Source organism: Mesorhizobium sp. BR1-1-3 (assembly GCF_020165455.1).
GTDB lineage: Bacteria > Pseudomonadota > Alphaproteobacteria > Rhizobiales > Rhizobiaceae > Mesorhizobium > Mesorhizobium ciceri.
Genome location: NZ_JAIUIC010000015.1, coordinates 88,558 through 105,292 on the forward strand (window position 1 = coordinate 88,558; position 16,735 = coordinate 105,292).

17 protein-coding genes are annotated in these 16,735 nt (G+C 64.2%); 5 read left to right on the forward strand and 12 right to left on the reverse strand.

The window, feature by feature from the left end:
* The first annotated feature begins 52 nt into the window (after positions 1–52).
* Complete coding sequence (locus LB559_RS27595; protein ID WP_024502320.1) at positions 53–1,099, forward strand: DUF937 domain-containing protein; 1,047 nt, start codon at positions 53–55, stop codon at positions 1,097–1,099.
* Positions 1,100–1,259: 160 nt separating this feature from the next.
* On the opposite strand, the gene LB559_RS27600 is transcribed toward LB559_RS27595, so the two are convergent.
* Complete coding sequence (locus LB559_RS27600; protein ID WP_013530339.1) at positions 1,260–1,550, reverse strand: DUF1127 domain-containing protein; 291 nt, start codon at positions 1,548–1,550, stop codon at positions 1,260–1,262.
* A 178-nt stretch (positions 1,551–1,728) separates the two neighbouring features.
* On the opposite strand from LB559_RS27600, the gene LB559_RS27605 reads away from it, so the two are divergent.
* The 3 genes from LB559_RS27605 to LB559_RS27615 all read left to right on the forward strand — a co-directional run bounded on the left by LB559_RS27605 (position 1,729) and on the right by LB559_RS27615 (position 5,523).
* Complete coding sequence (locus LB559_RS27605) at positions 1,729–2,685, forward strand: LysR substrate-binding domain-containing protein (protein WP_063170125.1); 957 nt, start codon at positions 1,729–1,731, stop codon at positions 2,683–2,685.
* Between the two features lie 83 nt (positions 2,686–2,768).
* Positions 2,769–4,400 carry an exodeoxyribonuclease VII large subunit gene (gene xseA, locus LB559_RS27610; protein ID WP_224675445.1) on the forward strand — a complete coding sequence of 544 codons (1,632 nt, stop codon included), beginning with the start codon at positions 2,769–2,771 and terminating at the stop codon, positions 4,398–4,400.
* 4 nt (positions 4,401–4,404) lie between these two features.
* Positions 4,405–5,523: a P1 family peptidase gene (locus LB559_RS27615; protein ID WP_224675446.1), complete on the forward strand. Its 1,119-nt coding sequence runs from the start codon at positions 4,405–4,407 to the stop codon at positions 5,521–5,523.
* A 70-nt stretch (positions 5,524–5,593) separates the two neighbouring features.
* Here LB559_RS27615 and LB559_RS27620 read toward each other — a convergent pair whose 3' ends face one another.
* The 11 genes from LB559_RS27620 to LB559_RS27670 form a co-directional block, all read right to left on the reverse strand.
* Positions 5,594–5,848, reverse strand: a complete 255-nt coding sequence (locus tag LB559_RS27620; RefSeq protein WP_013530335.1) for a DUF768 domain-containing protein — start codon at positions 5,846–5,848, stop codon at positions 5,594–5,596.
* Positions 5,849–6,319: 471 nt separating this feature from the next.
* Positions 6,320–7,318, reverse strand: a complete 999-nt coding sequence (doeB, locus tag LB559_RS27625) for a N(2)-acetyl-L-2,4-diaminobutanoate deacetylase DoeB (RefSeq protein ID WP_024502317.1) — start codon at positions 7,316–7,318, stop codon at positions 6,320–6,322.
* 5 nt (positions 7,319–7,323) lie between these two features.
* A complete protein-coding gene (doeA, locus tag LB559_RS27630) occupies positions 7,324–8,502 on the reverse strand; it encodes an ectoine hydrolase DoeA (protein ID WP_224675448.1) in 1,179 nt (392 codons plus the stop codon).
* Between the two features lie 130 nt (positions 8,503–8,632).
* Entirely contained in the window at positions 8,633–9,625 is a 993-nt protein-coding gene (eutC, locus tag LB559_RS27635) for an ectoine utilization protein EutC (RefSeq protein WP_027162221.1), read from the reverse strand.
* Complete coding sequence (gene eutB / locus LB559_RS27640) at positions 9,622–10,614, reverse strand: hydroxyectoine utilization dehydratase EutB (RefSeq protein WP_224675449.1); 993 nt, start codon at positions 10,612–10,614, stop codon at positions 9,622–9,624. The genes eutC and eutB overlap by 4 nt, the downstream gene beginning before the upstream one ends.
* Positions 10,615–10,623: 9 nt before the next feature.
* Positions 10,624–11,400 carry an ectoine utilization protein EutA gene (gene eutA / locus LB559_RS27645; RefSeq protein WP_224675450.1) on the reverse strand — a complete coding sequence of 259 codons (777 nt, stop codon included), beginning with the start codon at positions 11,398–11,400 and terminating at the stop codon, positions 10,624–10,626.
* 3 nt (positions 11,401–11,403) lie between these two features.
* Positions 11,404–12,063 carry an ectoine/hydroxyectoine ABC transporter permease subunit EhuD gene (gene ehuD / locus LB559_RS27650; RefSeq protein WP_024502312.1) on the reverse strand — a complete coding sequence of 220 codons (660 nt, stop codon included), beginning with the start codon at positions 12,061–12,063 and terminating at the stop codon, positions 11,404–11,406.
* A gap of 34 nt (positions 12,064–12,097) precedes the next feature.
* The gene (gene ehuC / locus LB559_RS27655) at positions 12,098–12,757 is read right to left on the reverse strand and encodes an ectoine/hydroxyectoine ABC transporter permease subunit EhuC (protein WP_013530328.1); all 660 of its coding nucleotides are present in this window, start codon (positions 12,755–12,757) and stop codon (positions 12,098–12,100) included.
* A gap of 154 nt (positions 12,758–12,911) precedes the next feature.
* Positions 12,912–13,763: an ectoine/hydroxyectoine ABC transporter substrate-binding protein EhuB gene (gene ehuB / locus LB559_RS27660; protein WP_013530327.1), complete on the reverse strand. Its 852-nt coding sequence runs from the start codon at positions 13,761–13,763 to the stop codon at positions 12,912–12,914.
* An 87-nt stretch (positions 13,764–13,850) separates the two neighbouring features.
* Positions 13,851–14,642 (reverse strand): ectoine/hydroxyectoine ABC transporter ATP-binding protein EhuA, encoded by a 792-nt coding sequence (gene ehuA / locus LB559_RS27665; RefSeq protein WP_027162225.1) that lies wholly within the window; start codon positions 14,640–14,642, stop codon positions 13,851–13,853.
* A 126-nt stretch (positions 14,643–14,768) separates the two neighbouring features.
* Complete coding sequence (locus tag LB559_RS27670; protein ID WP_224675451.1) at positions 14,769–16,154, reverse strand: PLP-dependent aminotransferase family protein; 1,386 nt, start codon at positions 16,152–16,154, stop codon at positions 14,769–14,771.
* Positions 16,155–16,236: 82 nt separating this feature from the next.
* On the opposite strand from LB559_RS27670, the gene LB559_RS27675 reads away from it, so the two are divergent.
* On the forward strand, positions 16,237–16,728 hold the full coding sequence (locus LB559_RS27675) for an Lrp/AsnC family transcriptional regulator (RefSeq protein ID WP_013530324.1): 492 nt from the start codon (positions 16,237–16,239) through the stop codon (positions 16,726–16,728).
* Positions 16,729–16,735 lie beyond the last annotated feature (7 nt).

Consider the following 16,735-nt stretch of genomic DNA (forward strand, 5'->3'; position numbering starts at 1 on the left):
GAAGTGGAAACAAACTAGGCTTCTTCGGCGAGGATTTCCGGAGGAGACGCCGATGCCCACCTTGTTCGACATGCTGACGCAGGCCCAGAACGGCAATGGCATGCAGGCCCTTGCCCAGCAATACGGGCTTTCGATGCAGCAGACGCAAGCCGCGGTCGCTGCATTGCTGCCGGCCTTTTCGCAGGGGCTGCAACGCAACACCGCCGACCCCTATGGGCTCGGCGCCTTCATGACGGCGATGGCCAGCGGCCAGCACGCCAAGTATTTCGAGGACGCAACCCGGGCCTTCTCGCCGCAAGGCGTCGATGAGGGCAACGGCATTCTCGGGCACCTGTTCGGTTCGAAGGATCTGTCTCGCGCCGTGGCCAGCCAGGCGGCGCAAGCCAGCGGCGTCAATCAGCAGATCCTGCAGCAGATGCTGCCGGCGATCGCCTCGATGGTCATGGGCGGGCTGTTCAAGCAGACGGCAAACCAGATGCAGGCCGCCGGTGGTTTTGGCGGCGGCGGCAACAATCCGCTCGGCGAGATCATCGAGCAGATGATGCGGCAAGGCGGCGGCATGCAGGCCCCGGCGCCGCAGCCGCGCCAGGCGCCGCCGCCCCAGAACCCGATGGACAACCCGCTCGGCAAGGTGTTGCAGGACATGTTCGGCGGCGGCGCGGCTCAGCCACAGCCGCAAAGCCAGACGCAGCCGGCACCCAATCCCTACGGCGACAATCCGCTCGGCAAGGTGCTGCAGGACATGTTCGGCGGTGGCGCGCCTCAGCCGCAGCCGCAGGGGCGGGCGCAGCCGCAGCCCCAGCAGACGCAAAGCCCCTACGGAGACAATCCGCTGGGGAAAATCTTCGAGGAGATGCTGCGGCAAGGTGGCGGTGGCTTAGGCGGCATCCCCGGCGGACAGCCGGCGCCGCAACAGCCTCAAGCGCCCCCGCAACGTCAGGCACCGCAGCCACAGGCCAATCCGAGCGGCCGTCCGAAAAACCCGTTCGACGACCTGTTCGGCAAGATGTTCGAAACCGGCGCCCAGCAGCGTGACGACTACCAGAAGGGCGTGGAGACGATCTTCGACCAGTTTAAGCGGGACATGGACCGGCGGTAGGCGGTCTTCGCTGAGGTAGAAAGAGAAAAGCCCGGTCCTGGGAGGACCGGGCAGAGTGCAGGCGGGCCGGGGGGATCCGGCAGGGAGTGGGAGCCTGCATACTCGTCAGTCGCGTCGAACCCTGAAAAGGTTCACGGCAACCTAAACAACAAGCAACCGATCAGGCCACCTTGCGGGCGAAATCCTCGATCGTTTCGATGCGATCGCTGGCGATCTCGCGCAGCATCGCCGTCGGGTCGCGGCCAAACGGCACGTCGATAGCGACATGCAGGTCGGCGCGCGTCAGGCCGATATCGGCGAGTTCGGCGTCCGACATCTCGCCAAGGCGATAGAAGGCGCGGCGGTTTTTCCAGGCGCGGTAGATGTTGGAGACGGTGTTGGCCACGCGCGTCGCAACGGCCGGACGCGAGGTGATGCGCGAGGTCTCGGTGGCGAAATCGAACGTGGTCATTGTCGGTCTCCTTCAGACTCGAACGGGCAAAGCCTTGCGATCGGCGCTGGCGACAGCGGCCGTTCCGGCTTCGATTCACATGCCTTCATGTGGACAATGCCAATTTGCCATCGGCCGATTGATTAATCCAACGAATGTTTCTAATCTTTACCATCAACACCAGTGATGGATCATATCGATGAAATCGCCGCTCGATCTCGATCAGTTGCAGACCTTCATCTCGATTGCCGACACCGGCAGCTTCACGCGAGCAGCCGAAGAGGTGCACCGGACCCAGTCAGCGGTGTCGATGCAGATGCGCCGGCTGGAGGAGCGGCTGGGCAAGCCGCTGTTCGAAAAGGACGGACGCACCAACAGGCTGACCGAGGAAGGCGACAAGCTGCTCTCCTATGCGCGGCGGCTGCTCTATCTCAACCGCGAGACCCTGGCGGCCTTCGACGACCGGCGGCTCGAAGGCACGATCCGCATCGGCACGCCCGACGACTACGCCGATCGTTTCCTGCCCGAGATCATGGCACGGTTCACCCGCTCCAATCCGCGCGTCGAACTCACCGTCATCTGCGAGCCGACGCCGGGGCTGGTCGAGCATATCAAGCGCGGCAATCTCGACCTCGCGCTGGTGACGCACAACGACGTACGCGGCCAGTCGGAGGTGGTGCGGCGCGAACCGCTGCTGTGGGTCACCTCGGCCAATCATGCCACGCATGAGCAGGAAACGCTGCCGATGGCCTTCGGCCGGCCGAACTGCATCTGGCGGCGCGCCGCCGTCGATGTGCTCGACCAGCAGAACCGCGACTATCGTATCCTGTTCACCAGTTTCTCGGCCACCGTCATCACCGCCGCGGTGCTTTCCGGGCTGGCAATCTCGGTGCTGCCGGAATGCGCGCTCAGACCCGGTATGCGGGTGCTGGGCGAAGCCGACGGCTTCGGCGCCCTGCCCGATTGCCGCATCGGCATCATGCGCGGCCAGACGTCGCGGCCGGAGATCGTCGATGCGCTCGCCCGCCATATTTCGGAAAGCCTGGACAACATCTCGGTGCCGGTCGGCGAAGACCCCGGAACGTTCGATTTCGCAGCGCTCGCCTTCACCAAGCTGCGGCGAACCAAGCCGAACCAGATCCTGCCCGGCTGGTAGGCAGGGCCAGGTGTGCGGGTTATGAACGGCTGGCCCGACGCAACCGCCTTGACGCGGGCGCCCAACCGTTCCCCAATCGACGGATGACCGAAGTAGCATCCGAATCACGCACCAACGCCGCCGAATATACGGTGAGCGAGATTTCCGGCGCGCTGAAGCGCACGGTCGAGGACGTTTTCGGCAATGTGCGGGTGCGTGGCGAGATATCAGGCTATCGCGGGCCGCATTCCTCAGGTCATGCCTATTTCGCGCTGAAGGACGACCGCGCGCGGCTCGACGCCGTGGTGTGGAAAGGCACGATGAGCCGGCTGAAGTTCCGTCCCGAAGAGGGCATGGAGGTGATCGCCACCGGCAAGCTCACCACCTATCCCGGCAAATCCAACTATCAGATCGTCATCGACAATCTGGAGCCGGCTGGCGCCGGCGCCCTGATGGCGCTGCTGGAGGAGCGCAAGCGGCGGCTGCAGGCCGAGGGGCTGTTCGACACCGGTCGCAAGCGGCTGCTGCCGTTCATGCCGTGCGTCATCGGCGTCGTCACCTCGCCGACAGGGTCCGTCATCCGCGACATCATCCACCGCATCAAGGACCGCTTTCCGCTGCATGTCCTGGTCTGGCCGGTGCGCGTGCAAGGCGAGACGTCAGGCGCGGAAGTGACCGCCGCGGTCAACGGCTTCAACGCGCTGGCATGGGATGGCGCCATCCAGCGGCCCGATCTGTTGATCGTGGCGCGTGGCGGCGGCAGCCTCGAAGACCTCTGGGGGTTCAACGACGAGGCGCTCGCCCGCGCGGTTGCCGCTTCCGGCATTCCGGTGATCTCGGCTGTCGGCCACGAGACCGACTGGACGCTGATCGACCTCGTTGCCGACGTGCGGGCGCCGACACCGACAGGCGCGGCCGAAATCGCTGTGCCGGTGAAGGCCGACCTCGAGGCAACGCTTGCCAGCCTCGGTGCGCGGCTGAAAGCGGCGGTGCTGCGCAATTTCGAGCGCAAGCGGCAGGCCGCCCGTGCCGCCGCCCGGGCTCTGCCCTCGCCCGATCAATTGCTGGCGCTGCCGCGCCGGCGCCTCGATGAGGCGACATCCAGGCTCGGCCGGGGCCTGTTGGTCTCCACCGAACGCAAGCGTGCAAGGTTTTTTGCCGTGAAACTGACACCGGCAATGCTGTCGCAGCGCATTGCAGAGGCCCGGCGCACCAACGAACGCAATCTTTTGCGAGCACAAGGGGCACTGCGTGCGATGGCAAGAGCCCGGCGTGCGGAGCTTAACCGGGCGGCGGATCAATTGCCAAAATGTGCCAGGGCTTCGCTGCAGCGGCACAAGCAGCAACTGGCCATGCTGCAAGGCCGCATCACGATCGAGCCGACGGCACGGCGGCAACGCGTGCAGAGGGATTTGCTGACAGCTTTGACAAGACGCGGCACGCAAGCAGTGGTGCTCAGGCTGGAGCGCCTGCGCGGCCGCGTCGTCCAGGCCGACAGGTTGATGGCGTCGCTGTCGCACAAGGCCGTCCTGGCCCGCGGCTTTGCGCTGGTGAGAGATGCGGACGGCGCCGTCGTCAAGCAGGCTGCCGACGTGGCGTCGGGAATGGCGCTTTCGCTCGAGTTCGCCGACGGGACCGCCGATGCGGTGGCAATCAGCGGCACGGCAAAACCGAAAGCCGTGGCCAAGCCGGCGGCCAAGGCCAAAGAGCCTGGCAATCAGGGATCCCTATTCTGACACCATGACCGACAATCCGCATCATCTGGCAACGCCCTCAGGCAAACCGCGCGCGCGAAATTTCGGCATCGGCTTCGACGGACGGCCTGGACCGTTCAACGCGATCACCGATGTGCCCGGCGTCGCGGTCGGCTATGCGACGCTGATCTCGGGCGATGGCGCGCTTGTCGTCGGCAAGGGACCGGTGCGCACCGGCGTGACCGCGATCCTGCCCAGGCCGCTTGCCGACCTCGCCAACCCGGTCTTCGCCGGGATCTTCAGCCAGAACGGAAACGGCGAACTGACCGGCTCGCACATCGTCGAGGAAACCGGCGCTTTCAACTTCCCGATCACCGTCACCAACACGCATTCCTGCGGTGTTTCCCGCGACGGCACGCTGCGCTGGATGCAAAGCGTGCTGCCGGCGGCGCTCGACAGCGGCTGGGGACTGCCGGTGGCGGCGGAGACCTATGACGGCTTCCTCAACGACATCAACGGCCACCATTTGACGTCGGAGCATGTTGCGCAGGCCCTCGACGGTGCCGCCGGCGGACCGATCGAGGAAGGCAGCGTCGGCGGCGGCACCGGCATGATCACCTTCGGCTTCAAGGCCGGCTCCGGCACGGCATCGCGCATCGTCGAATGGCACGGCCGTGCCTATACGGTCGGCGCCTTCGTGCAGTCCAATTTTGGCAAACGGCGCAACATAACCATTCGCGGCCTGCGCGCCGGGCCGCAACTCGTCGAACCGGCTGTCCGCGAAGGCACACCGCGCGCCGAAAAGGGTTCGATCATCGCCGTCATCGCCACCGACGCACCGTTCCTGCCGCATCAGATGAAGCGGCTGGCCCGACGGGTGCCGCTTGGCGTCGCCATGACCGGAGGCTTCGGGTATCACAGTTCAGGCGACATTTTCATCGCCTTCTCGACCGCCAATGCGAGCGCCGCGCGGGCGCCATCCGGCCGCATCGCCAGTGCCGATTTTATTCCCGATACCGACATCGATCCGTTTTTCGATGCGGTGATCCAGACCGTAGAGGAAGCAATCCTCAACGCGCTGGTTGCCAATGACGATATGACCGGACGCGACGGGAATTTCGTGCCGGCGCTGCCGAAGACGTGGCTGAAGGAGACGTTTGGCTGAAGACAAAAACGCGGGCCAGAAGCCCGCGCTGCAACAACGTCGCCGCTATGCGATCATTCGGCGGCTTTGATCATTCCGCGGCTTTTCTGGGGGCCTGCTGGCTTTCTTCGGCCTCGGCCGCTTCCTCAAGCCGGGATGCGATAAGTTCCTGGATATCGCCGACTTCTTCCTGGATATCCTCCAGCGGAATGCCGACCTCGGCCGCCTCGGCGGCGCACTCCTTGGCCAAGGTTTCGGCCTGCTTGTCGATCCTTGCCTGGGAGGATTGGCAATGGACCTTTTCGCCGATCCATCCCCGCAAGAATTCGATGGCGTGTTCGCTCATACTGCTGTTCCCTGGCGGCAAAGCCGGTTGGTAATCATAAACGTCGACATCCCGCAAAGGATGCATGTCCCCATTCCAGCCGAGTCGCGGTCAGCCGGCAAGCCAATGCCGTCCAAGGTCCACAGAGCCATAGGAAATCGAGGGGTCAAGGGCATTTTCTGATTCTGGAGGGGTCGGTACCGTTGGCTGGGTCACACCCAGCGCTGCGCCACTGTTTCTATTTGCTTTTTTCCGGTTTCCGAGCCGATTTCCGTCACAATAGATGGCGCAAAACACTACACATTCACAGTTGCTTCGAGGTGCTGCCCTCGGGCGCGCGGGTCGAAGCCGCCGCTATATAGTGACATCCTCCTGCAATGTCGACTCCGCCCGCTATCCTGCTTCTTTCCGCCGCGCCGAAGGGCTCCGCGACGGACGCAGAACAAGTGACGATGGACCCGAACCGGGTGGAGCAGGCCCCGGCGGAGCCGCTCAGACGTGCACAGCCACCACCGCCGCGCAGTCGCCGGCCTTAACCAGCCCGGGGAAATGCCGCGCCGCAAGCATGCCCGACATTTTTGCCCGGATCTCCTGCGGAGCGACGCCGGTGCGGCCGGTGGAATGAATGCGCGCCAGCACCGAGCCTTCTTTGACGGGCTCACCGAGATCGACCATGGTTTCGATCATGCCGTCGTCTTCGGCGAACGAGAAACAATCGCCCGACGGCATGTCGAGCCACTGGGTTCGAGTCTTCTCGACCGCACCATCTACAATGCCGGCATGACGCAGCACGTTGAGAATGCCGCGCCTCGCGATCCGCACGGTTTGCGCGCGCGACGTGCCGCCGCCGCCAAGTTCGGTGCTGACGAAGACCTTGCCCATCTCCTCGGCTGCCGTGTCGTACATGCCAACGGCGTCGATCTCGATCATGCGCATCGAGAACGGAGCGGCAAAGGCCGCGACCGCGTCAAAGGCTTTCTGTTCCAGCGCCTTGTCGGGCAAAGTGTGCGCCGCGCAGAACGGCACGAAGTCCAGCGTCTTGCCGCCGGAGTGGAAGTCGAACACGATGTCGGCGCGAGGCAGCAGCTCACGTTGAAAGTAATCGGCGATCTTTTCGGTCACCGTTCCGTCCGGCCGGCCGGGAAAGCTGCGGTTCATGTTGCCCTTGTCGATCGGCGAGGTGCGCGTGCCGGCGCGGAACGCCGGATAGTTCATTGCCGGCACGATGATCACCGTGCCGCTGACTTGCCTGGGATCGAGGGTCCTGGCGAGATCGTAGAGGGCCAGCGGCCCCTCATATTCGTCGCCATGGTTGGCGCCGGACAGCAGAGCTGCCGGCCCGTTGCCGTTGCGGATGACGCAGATCGGTATCATCACCGAGCCCCACGCGGAATCGTCGCGGCTGTAGGGCAAGCGCAGGAAGCCGTGCTGGACGCCGTCGCGGTCGAAATCGACGGTCGGCGCGACCGGTGATGAGCGTAGATTCGACATCGGGCTCAATCCTTCACCACCAGCTTACGCGGCACATTGGCCAGGCTCTCCACACCGGTTTCGGTGATCAGGATGGACTCGGTGATCTCCAGTCCCATCGTTTCCAGCCACAGGCCGGTCATGAAATGGAAGGTCATGCCGGGCTTGAGTTCGGTGCGGTCGCCGGGACGCAAGCTCATCGTGCGCTCGCCCCAGTCCGGCGGATAGGACAGTCCGATCGAATAGCCGGTGCGGTTGTCCTTGACGATGCCATACTTCTTCAGCACGGCGAAGAAGGCGTTGGCGATGTCCTCACAGGCGTTGCCGGGTTTGGCCGCGGCCAGCCCCGCTTCCATACCTTCCAGCGTCGCCATCTCGGCATCGAGGAATTCCTGCGTCGGCTTGCCGAGGAAGACGGTGCGCGACAGCGGGCAGTGATAGCGGTTGTAGCAGCCGGCGATCTCGAAGAAGGTGCCCTCGTCCCGCTTCATCGGTCTGTCGTCCCAAGTCAGATGCGGCGCCGAGGCATCGGCACCCGACGGCAGCAGCGGCACGATCGCCGGATAGTCGCCGCCGATGCCGTCGACGCCGCGCGTGCCGGCATCATAGATTTCGGCAACGAGATCGCATTTGCGCATGCCGACCTCGATCTTGTCGAAGATGCGCTGGTGCATCGCCTCGACGATGCGAGCCGCCTTGCGCATATAGTCGATCTCGGTCGGGCTCTTGATCGCGCGCTGCCAGTTGACCAGCGCGGTGGCATCGACAAAGCGGGCATTGGGCAAATGCTTCTGCAGCGAGGCAAAGGCGGCCGCCGAGAACCAGTAATTGTCCATTTCGACGCCGATGGTGAGCTTGCCCCAGCCGCGATCCGCAAGCACGCTGGCCAAAAAATCCATCGGGTGGCGCTCGGTCGACTGCACATAGTGATCGGCATAGCCGACGATGTTGTCATGCGCGAGATAGGCAGTGCGCTTGGCACCGTTGGCGTCCTGGCCGCGGCCGTACCAGACCGGCTCGCCCGATGGCGGCACGATAACCGCCTGATGCACGTAGAACGACCAGCCGTCATAGCCGGTCAGCCAGGCCATATTGGACGGGTCGCTGATAACAAGAAGATCGACGCCCTTCACCTCCATGGCTTTGCGTGTCTTGGCGAGGCGATCCGCATATTCGCCGCGCGAGAATCTCAGGTTCGGTTGCATTGTTCTTGGTCCTCGTTTGTTGGGCCTTGAGCCTGTTTCAACTTCGTTGAAACCGGCCCGTCGTTCTTGTTTGAGCGTGATCGTTTCGGAAAACCGGTTCCCACTCTTCCGGATCACGCCTTGGCCAGCATCAGCTTTCGAAAATGGCCCCGGAACCGGCCACCCGCGCCCGATCGCGGGCGAACGTAGCTATCGCCGTATCCTGAACGCCGGTGCCGGTCAGATCGGCGATGGTGATGTCGCTGGCCGAGCGCCGACCATGCCGTTTACCGGCGATGATCTGGCCAAGTTCGGTCACCTCTTCGTCAGCGGCCATCACGCCCGCCGCGATGGCGTGATGCAGCTCACCCAGCCGCCGCGTCTGACGGGCGCTGTCGGCGACATAGAGGTCGGCCATGCGCAGGATTGCCGGCGCGATCTCGTTCTTGTGCTCGGCGTCGGAGCCCATCGCCGTGATGTGCTGGCCGGCGGAAACGAAACCCGCCTTGATCAGCGGCTCGGTCGAAGGCGTGGTGGTGACGATGATGTCGGCGCCGACAACTGCGTTTGCCGCGTCGGGCTCGGCATGCACGAGAATGCCGAGCTTTTCGCGCAGGGCTCCGGCGGTTGCCTCGGCCTTTGCCACATCGCGCGCCCAGATGCGCGCCTCGGCAATCGGCCGCACCAGCATCAGGGCTTCCAATTGCAACCCGGCCTGGACGCCGGCGCCGAAGATCGCGGCAACTGACGAGTCCTGCCGCGACAGATGTTTGGCGGCGACGGCGCCGGCAGCAGCGGTTCGGATATCCGTGAGATAGCCGTTGTCGAGCAGCAGTGCTTCGACCAGCCCGGTTTTGGACGACAGCAGCACCATCATGCCGTTGACGCTGGGCAGGCCGAGCTTCGGATTGTCGAAGAAGCCGGGGCTGATCTTGATGGCGAAACCGTCGATATCAGGCACGTAGGCGGTCTTCACGTCGACCTCGCCGCGATGCTCGGGAATGTCGAGCCGCAGGATCGGCGGCATCGCCACCGGCAGGGTGGCAAGCGCACGGAAGGCGTTTTCGACGCAGGCGACGGCATCGAGATCGAGTGTCACGATCGCGCGCAATTCTTGCTCGGTGAGGATCGTCATCCGGCTCATGCGGCGTGCTCCTTGAGCGATGGCGCCTCGCCGCAGACGATCCTGCGGTGCGCGTCCATATCGATGTTGCGGCCGGAGAGAAGCACGACCACCGGCCCGTCCGACCTGACCTTGCCGGCGAGCAGCGCGGCGATGCCGACCGCGCCGGCGCCCTCGACGATTTCGCGTTCGCGCGCATAGGCGTGACGGATGCCGGCGGCGATCTCGTCCTCGCTAAGCAGGACGATACCATCGAGCAGGTCGCGGCACATGGCGAAGGTCAGCCGGTTGTCGAGGCCGATGCCGCCGCCGAGCGAATCCGCCAGCGTCGGCAATTCTTCCACCAGCACCGGGCGGCCGGCATCGAGGCTGGCCTTCATCGCCGCGCCACGAGCCATCGAGACACCGATGATCTTTGTGCCGGGGCTGACGCCTTTGATGGCCGCGGCAACGCCTGAGGCGAGCCCGCCACCCGACAACTGCACCAGGACGAGGGCAGCATCCGGAGCCTGTTCGATCATCTCAAGCCCGAGCGTGCCTTGCCCGGCGACAATGTCGGGATGGTCGAAGGGCGGCAGCATGACCAGCCCCTCTTGCGCCACCAGCCGATCGACCTCCTGCTGGGCATCGTCCTGGCTGTTGCCGATAATGCGAACCTCCGCGCCCAGCCGGCGGATCCCGTCGAGCTTGTTTTCAGGCACCAGCCGCGACATGCAGATCACGGCGCGCATGCCCTCAAGCTTCGCCGCATGCGCCAGCGCGCGGCCGTGGTTACCGGTCGAGGCCGCGACCACGCCACGCGCCTTCTCCGCGGTGCTGAGCGAAGCGACGGCATTCGAGGCGCCGCGCAGCTTGAAGCTGCCGGTGGTCTGCCGGTGTTCGAGCTTGAGGTGGATGGGGACGCCCAGCTCTTCGGAAAGACTTTGGGACAGCACGGTCGGCGTGCGCTCGACCTTGCCGGCAATGCGCTCACGCGCGGCGCGAATGTGCTCAAGAGTGACCTGTGTCATGATCATCAATCAGGCGGCAAATGGCTGCGTCATCAGACGGCCGAATTCGGGACGCGGCGTGTCATCTCCGCACAGCCGCAGACAATTCCAGGCGGTCGCCTGGTTGCTGGTCACCACGGGACGTCCAATAGTTTTTTCCATTCCGGTGACCGCGAGGGCGCTACGCAGCGCCGTGCAGGAGACGAACAGCGCATCGGCGCTGGCGTCGGTCGCCTCACGCGCCAGTTCGACGAGGGCCGCCGGTGCGATGCGCGCCATCTCGCGGTCGTCCTCGAAACCGAGGCAGGTGAAGCTGGCGATCTCGAAGCCGTGCGCCGCGAAATAGGCGGCCATCGGCCTGGATGTCTCGACCGTGTAGGGAGTGAGGATGCTGATCTTGCTTGCGCCCAGCGCACGCAGCCCGCGCACGCCCGCCATCGGCGGCGTGATTACCGGCACGCCGGGCTTTGCGACCTGGATCGCCGCCTCGATCTCGGCATCGCCGATCACCACCGAGGCCGAAGTGCAGGAATAGCAGACGGCATCGAGTGGCTCATCCGGCAGGATCAGGGCCGCGCCCGCCGTCAGCGCCGGCTGCATCTTGCGCAGGTTTTCGGGCGTCGTCGGGTTGGCATAGGGAATGCGCGCGACATAGACGCCGACGCGTTCGCTCGCCACCATGCGGCGGAAATCCGGTTCGCTGGTGTGGTCGGTGGCCAGGATGATCAGGCCGATGCGCCGCTCCAGCGGACGCGCATCCAGTGCCGGCCGTTTTGGATATACCTTGATCTCGGGCAAGGGTTTCATCGGTTACCTCTCGATCTTGCCGTAGCGGCGTTCCAGCCAGCGCAGCAACACGACCGAAAACAGACTGATGACCAGGAAGAAAGCACCGACCAGGGTGATCGGCTCGATATAGCGATAGTAGGTGTTGGCGACGCTTTTGGCCTGGTTCATCAGTTCCAGCACGGTGATCGCCGACAGCAGCGGCGTTTCCTTGAACATGGCGATAAAGTAATTGGCGAGCGCCGGAATCATCGGTGGGATAGCCTGCGGAACGATGATGTGGGTCCAGGTCTGACTGGCGCTCAGATTGCACGCCTTGGCGGCCTCCCATTGGCCGCGCGGCACATTGTCGATGCCGGCACGATACACCTCAGCCGTGTAGGTGCCGTAGTGCAGCCCGAGCCCGATGACACCGGCGACCAGCGGCGGCAGCAGGATGCCGATGTCGGGCAGCACGTAGAAGATGAAATAGAGCTGCACCAGTAGCGGCGTGCCGCGGATGAATTCAGCCGCCCAGCCGACCGTGCGCGACAACGCCTTGTTGGGCGAGCGGCGCGCCAGCGCAATGCCCAGCCCGACGATCGCCGCCAGCACCGAGCCGAGCAGCGTCGCCAGGATGGTGATCTTCACCCCCTGGATCAGCGTCGGCATGATTTCCCAGACGAAGTTCCAATCCCACTCCATCAGCAAGCCCAATTTATCAGAAGGGAGTTGGCCATCAGGCACGCACCCCGTCGAGGCCGCGCGCCATGCGGCGTTCCAGCGAGCGCACGCCCCACGAGATGAGCAGGGCGAGGATGAAATAGATGATCAGGATGGTGGTGAACGGCACCAGGGTGTTGCCGGTCTGGGCGCGCACCACCTGCGCCTGGAAGGTCAGGTCGGTGAGCGAGATCAGCGACACCACGGCGGTCGCCTTGAGCAATTCGATGGCATTGTTGCCAAAGGTCGGCAGCATCACCAGCAGCGCCTGTGGCAGGATGATGTGGCGCATGCCTTGCCAGCGGCCGAGATTGAGCGCTGTGCAGGCCTCATACTGTTCGCGGCCGATCGACTGGATGGCACCGCGCACCACTTCGGCGGCGTAGGCGCCGACATTGAGGCCGAGCGCCAGCACGCCGGCCTGCAACGGGGTCAGCGAAATGCCGATGAAGGGCAGCACGAAATAGGCCCAGAACAACTGCACGAAGATCGAGGTGCCGCGGAAGAACTCGATGTAGGCGGTGGCCAACCAACGCAGCGCAAAGAAGCGCGACACGCGCCCCATGCCGGCGAGGAAGGCCATGATCAGCGCCAGCACCGACCCCATCAGCGTCAGCTCGATGGTGACAAGCGCTCCCTGCAATATCAGGCCGAAATAGCCGGACCACTGGGTCATTCGGTTTCCAACGTTGGGTTTAGCTCCCTCTCCCCGTTCACGGGGAGAAGATGCCGGCAGGCAGATGAGGGGCGCGAACTTGCGAAGGTATGGCGCCGCCCCTCATCCGTCACTTCGTGACACCTTCTCCGCGTTGAACGGGGAGAAGGAAGAATCACTTCGCCGCGCAGAGCTTGTCGCGGCTGGTCGACATCGCGGCTGCCGCCGAGAAGCCGTAGGGCTCGATGATCTTGGCGAACTCGCCTGATTTCTTCATCTTGGCCAGTTCCACATCGAAGGCGTCGCGCAGTGCCTCGTCGCCCTTCTTGAAAGCGGCGCCGTCGCAATAGACCGGTGCGCCCTGCACCGGAGCGATGACTTCGAGGTTCGGATCGTTGGCCTTCTTGACCAGATCATTGATCGACAGGACGGGCAGCGAATAAGCGTCGATGCGGCCATCCTGGAGCATCTTCACGCCGCTCTGGCCATCCGGCACGACGATGACGCGATCGCGTGGCACGCCGGCATTGAGCGCGAGCTTCTCCTCAGTGCCGCCGCCCGGCGCGCCGATGGTCGCAGTCGTATCCTTGGCGACATCCTCATAGCTCTTGAAACCCTTTGGATTGCCTTTCTTCACCAGCATCGCCTCGGCGTCGCACAGCACGGGTTCCGAATAGGCGACCGCAGCACAGCGCTCCGGCTTCATGAACAGGCCGGCGGTGACGACATCGAAGCGACCGGCCTGCAGGCCGGGGATCATGGCGCCATATTCGGAGATCGAAGCGGCAACGTCGGCGACGCCGAGCCGCTTGAATATCTCGCGGGCCACATCAGGCGCGGCACCCGAAACCTTGCCGTCGGCGGCGACCGCCGTATAGGGCGGCTCGTTGGCGATGGCGAGGCGGGCGAAACCTTGCGCCTTGAGCTGCTCGAGCTTGCTGTCATCGGCCGAACCGGGGATCGAGGCGGCCAGCACCGCCGTCAGTGCAAGACCGGCAACGCCGGCCAGAATGCCAAGTTTGTTCATTGTTCCCAACTCCTTGTTTCTTGTCTTGCTTTGTTGCATGGCGGCCCTCGCCGCCTCGGGACGACTTCGTCGCCCTGGGCATTGCGGTCAGACCCGATGTCCGGCCGCGATGATCTTCTTCAGGAAACCTTGCGTGCGCTCCTGCTTGGGATTGCGGAAAATCTCGTCCGGTTTGCCTTCTTCGACGATCCTGCCGCGATCGAAGAACAGCACCCGGTCGGCGAAATCATGGGCAAAGCCCATCTCGTGGGTGACCAGCAGCATGGTCATGTCGGTCTCGGCGGCGAGCTTGCGCATGACGTTCATCACCTCCTCGACCAGCTCTGGATCGAGCGCCGACGTCACCTCGTCGAACAGCATGATCTTCGGCGACAGCGCCAGCGCCCGAGCGATCGCCACGCGTTGCTTCTGCCCACCGGACAGCTGCGCCGGCATGTTCTTGGCCTTGTCGGCCATGCCGACCATTTCGAGCAGTTCCATCGCCCGCTTTTCGGCGGCGGCACGCGGCGTGCCCTTGGTCAGCATCGGCGCCAGCGTGACATTGTCCATGACGCACTTGTGCGGAAACAGGTTGAACAGCTGGAACACCATGCCGATCTTCTGGCGCATCCTTGTCAGATGCCGCTCATCGGCGGGCAACAGCTGGCCATTGCGCTCCATGTGATAGAGCTGCTCGCCGTCGATCTGGATATGACCGCCATCGATGCGCTCCAGCGTCATCAGGATGCGCAGGATCGTCGTCTTGCCCGAACCCGATGGGCCGATCAGTGCCAGCTTCTCGCCGGGCATGACTTGCATCGACAGGCCGTCCAGCACCTTGAAGCTGCCGAAGCTTTTCGAGATGCTGTCGATCTTGATGATGGGCGCTGGTGCGGACAAATGTATTTCCCCGTGCTGGAGAAGCCTATGCCCCTTAACGATGCGGAACGCGCCAAATCATGTCAATTGGGAAAATAATATCATGACAATTATTCTGATTCCCCACAATTTCCGGGCAAACCGGACCTAGATTGCGAGCAGCAGATGCTCCGGATCGCCAAGCAGCAGCTTGGTGACAACGCCGAGGCCGGCGCGCAGTTCCCCCTCGGTGGTCGAACCCAGCGAGATACGCACCGCCGGATGCCAGGGCGCACCCGAAATACGGAAGGATGTTCCGGGCGCGATAGCCACGCCTTGCAGGCGGGCCTGGGCGACAAAGCTTTCCTCGGCACGGTCCGCGGGCAGTTGAAGCCAGACATGCAGCCCGTCTCGCCGGGCGCGATAGTCGACCCCCGCCAGCACCTGCGCTGCAATATCCTGCCGGCGCCGCAAAGCCGCGCGCTGCCAGTGGACAAGCTCCATCGCCGTGCCGTCGGTCACCCATTTGGTGGCGATCTCGGCCACCAGCGGCGTCGCCATCCAGTTCGAAACCAGATGCCGGTTGGCGACGGCGGCGACGTAGCGGTCGGGTGCGGCCAGATAGCCGATGCGCAGGCCGGGCACGGTGATCTTGGTGAAGGAGGTGACGTAGAGCGTGCGCTCCGGCGCGAACGCGGCAACCGGCGGCGGCCGGTCTTCGACCAGCGGACCCAGCACATCGTTCTCGATGATGGCGATATCGTGCTTGCGCGCGACCGCCGCGATCTCTTCTCGCCGCCGCGCATCCATCAGCGTCGCCGTCGGATTGATGACCGAGGGCTGAACGAAGACCGCGCGGATGTCGGAAAGCCGGCAGGCCTCGTCCAGCGCTTCCGGAATCAGGCCGTTGTCGTCGATCGGCAGGCCTTCCAGGTTGAAGCCGAGATAGCGTGCCAACGGCACCAGCGTATGGTGGCCGATCGCCTCCGTGGCGACCGTAGAGCCCGGCGGCGCGACGCTCATCAGCGCCACTGTCATGCCGGCGGTGGCGCCGTTGGTCAGGCTGATGTTCTGCGGCGATGCATCGAGGCCGCACAGTCTCAACCATTCGACCGCCCCCGCGCGGTGGCGGGGAAACACCATGTTGGGCCGGAACGAAAGTGCTGAACTCGACGGCAGGTTCTCGGCCAGCCATCCCAGTGCCTGCTTCAGCCGCTCAAGATGCATCGGCTCGCAGACCGGTTTCAGGATCGAAAGGTCGATGACTTCACCGAGCCGCTCCGGCAGATAGGGCGGCTCGGGCTCGCGGCGCTGCGTCTGGACGAAGCTGCCGCGGCCGATCTCGCCCGAAATCAGGCCGCGGCGGATCAGTTCCTCATAGGCGCGGCTAACCGTCTGCACCGAAAGCTTGAGGTCGTCGGCCAGCCTGCGATGGGTCGGCAACCGCGCGCCATTGGCAAGGCGTCCGTCATGGATGGCGCGCGCGAACTGGTCGGCCAGCGACTGATAGGCCGGCCGCCGGATAAGCGCGGGATCGGGTTGCCACAATGTCATGACTTATTAGAGATCGAAATCAGTGCAATTGACAATCGAAATAATGCGCCGTCATGGTACTCGGACGAAAAAGTGAGCCCTGATGACATCAGCGAAACTCGACCCGATCGACCTGAAAATCCTCGACGCCATCCAGCGCGACGGACGCATCACCAAGCTGGCGCTGGCCGAGCAGGTCGGCCTGTCTCCGACGCCGTGCTGGATGCGGTTGCGCAAGCTGGAAAAGGCCGGCATCGTCTCGGGCTATCACGCCAGGATCGCCATGCGCGTCGTGGCACCCGTTGCCACCGTGCTGATGGAGGTGACGCTGGCAAACCACCGCCAGGCCGATTTCGACCGCTTCGAGCGCGTTATACGCGATGTTCCCGAGATCGTCGCCTGCTGGTCTGTCGGCGGCGGCGTCGACTATCTGTTGAAAGTAATGGCGCGCGACATCGACGCCTATCAGCGGCTGGTCGATGGCTTGCTGGACCGCGAGATCGGCATCGATCGTTACTTCACCTACATCGTCATCAAGACCGTGAAGGACGAGGTGGCGCTGCCCATCGCAGAGCTTTTGCCGGCGTCGTCATAGGAGCGGA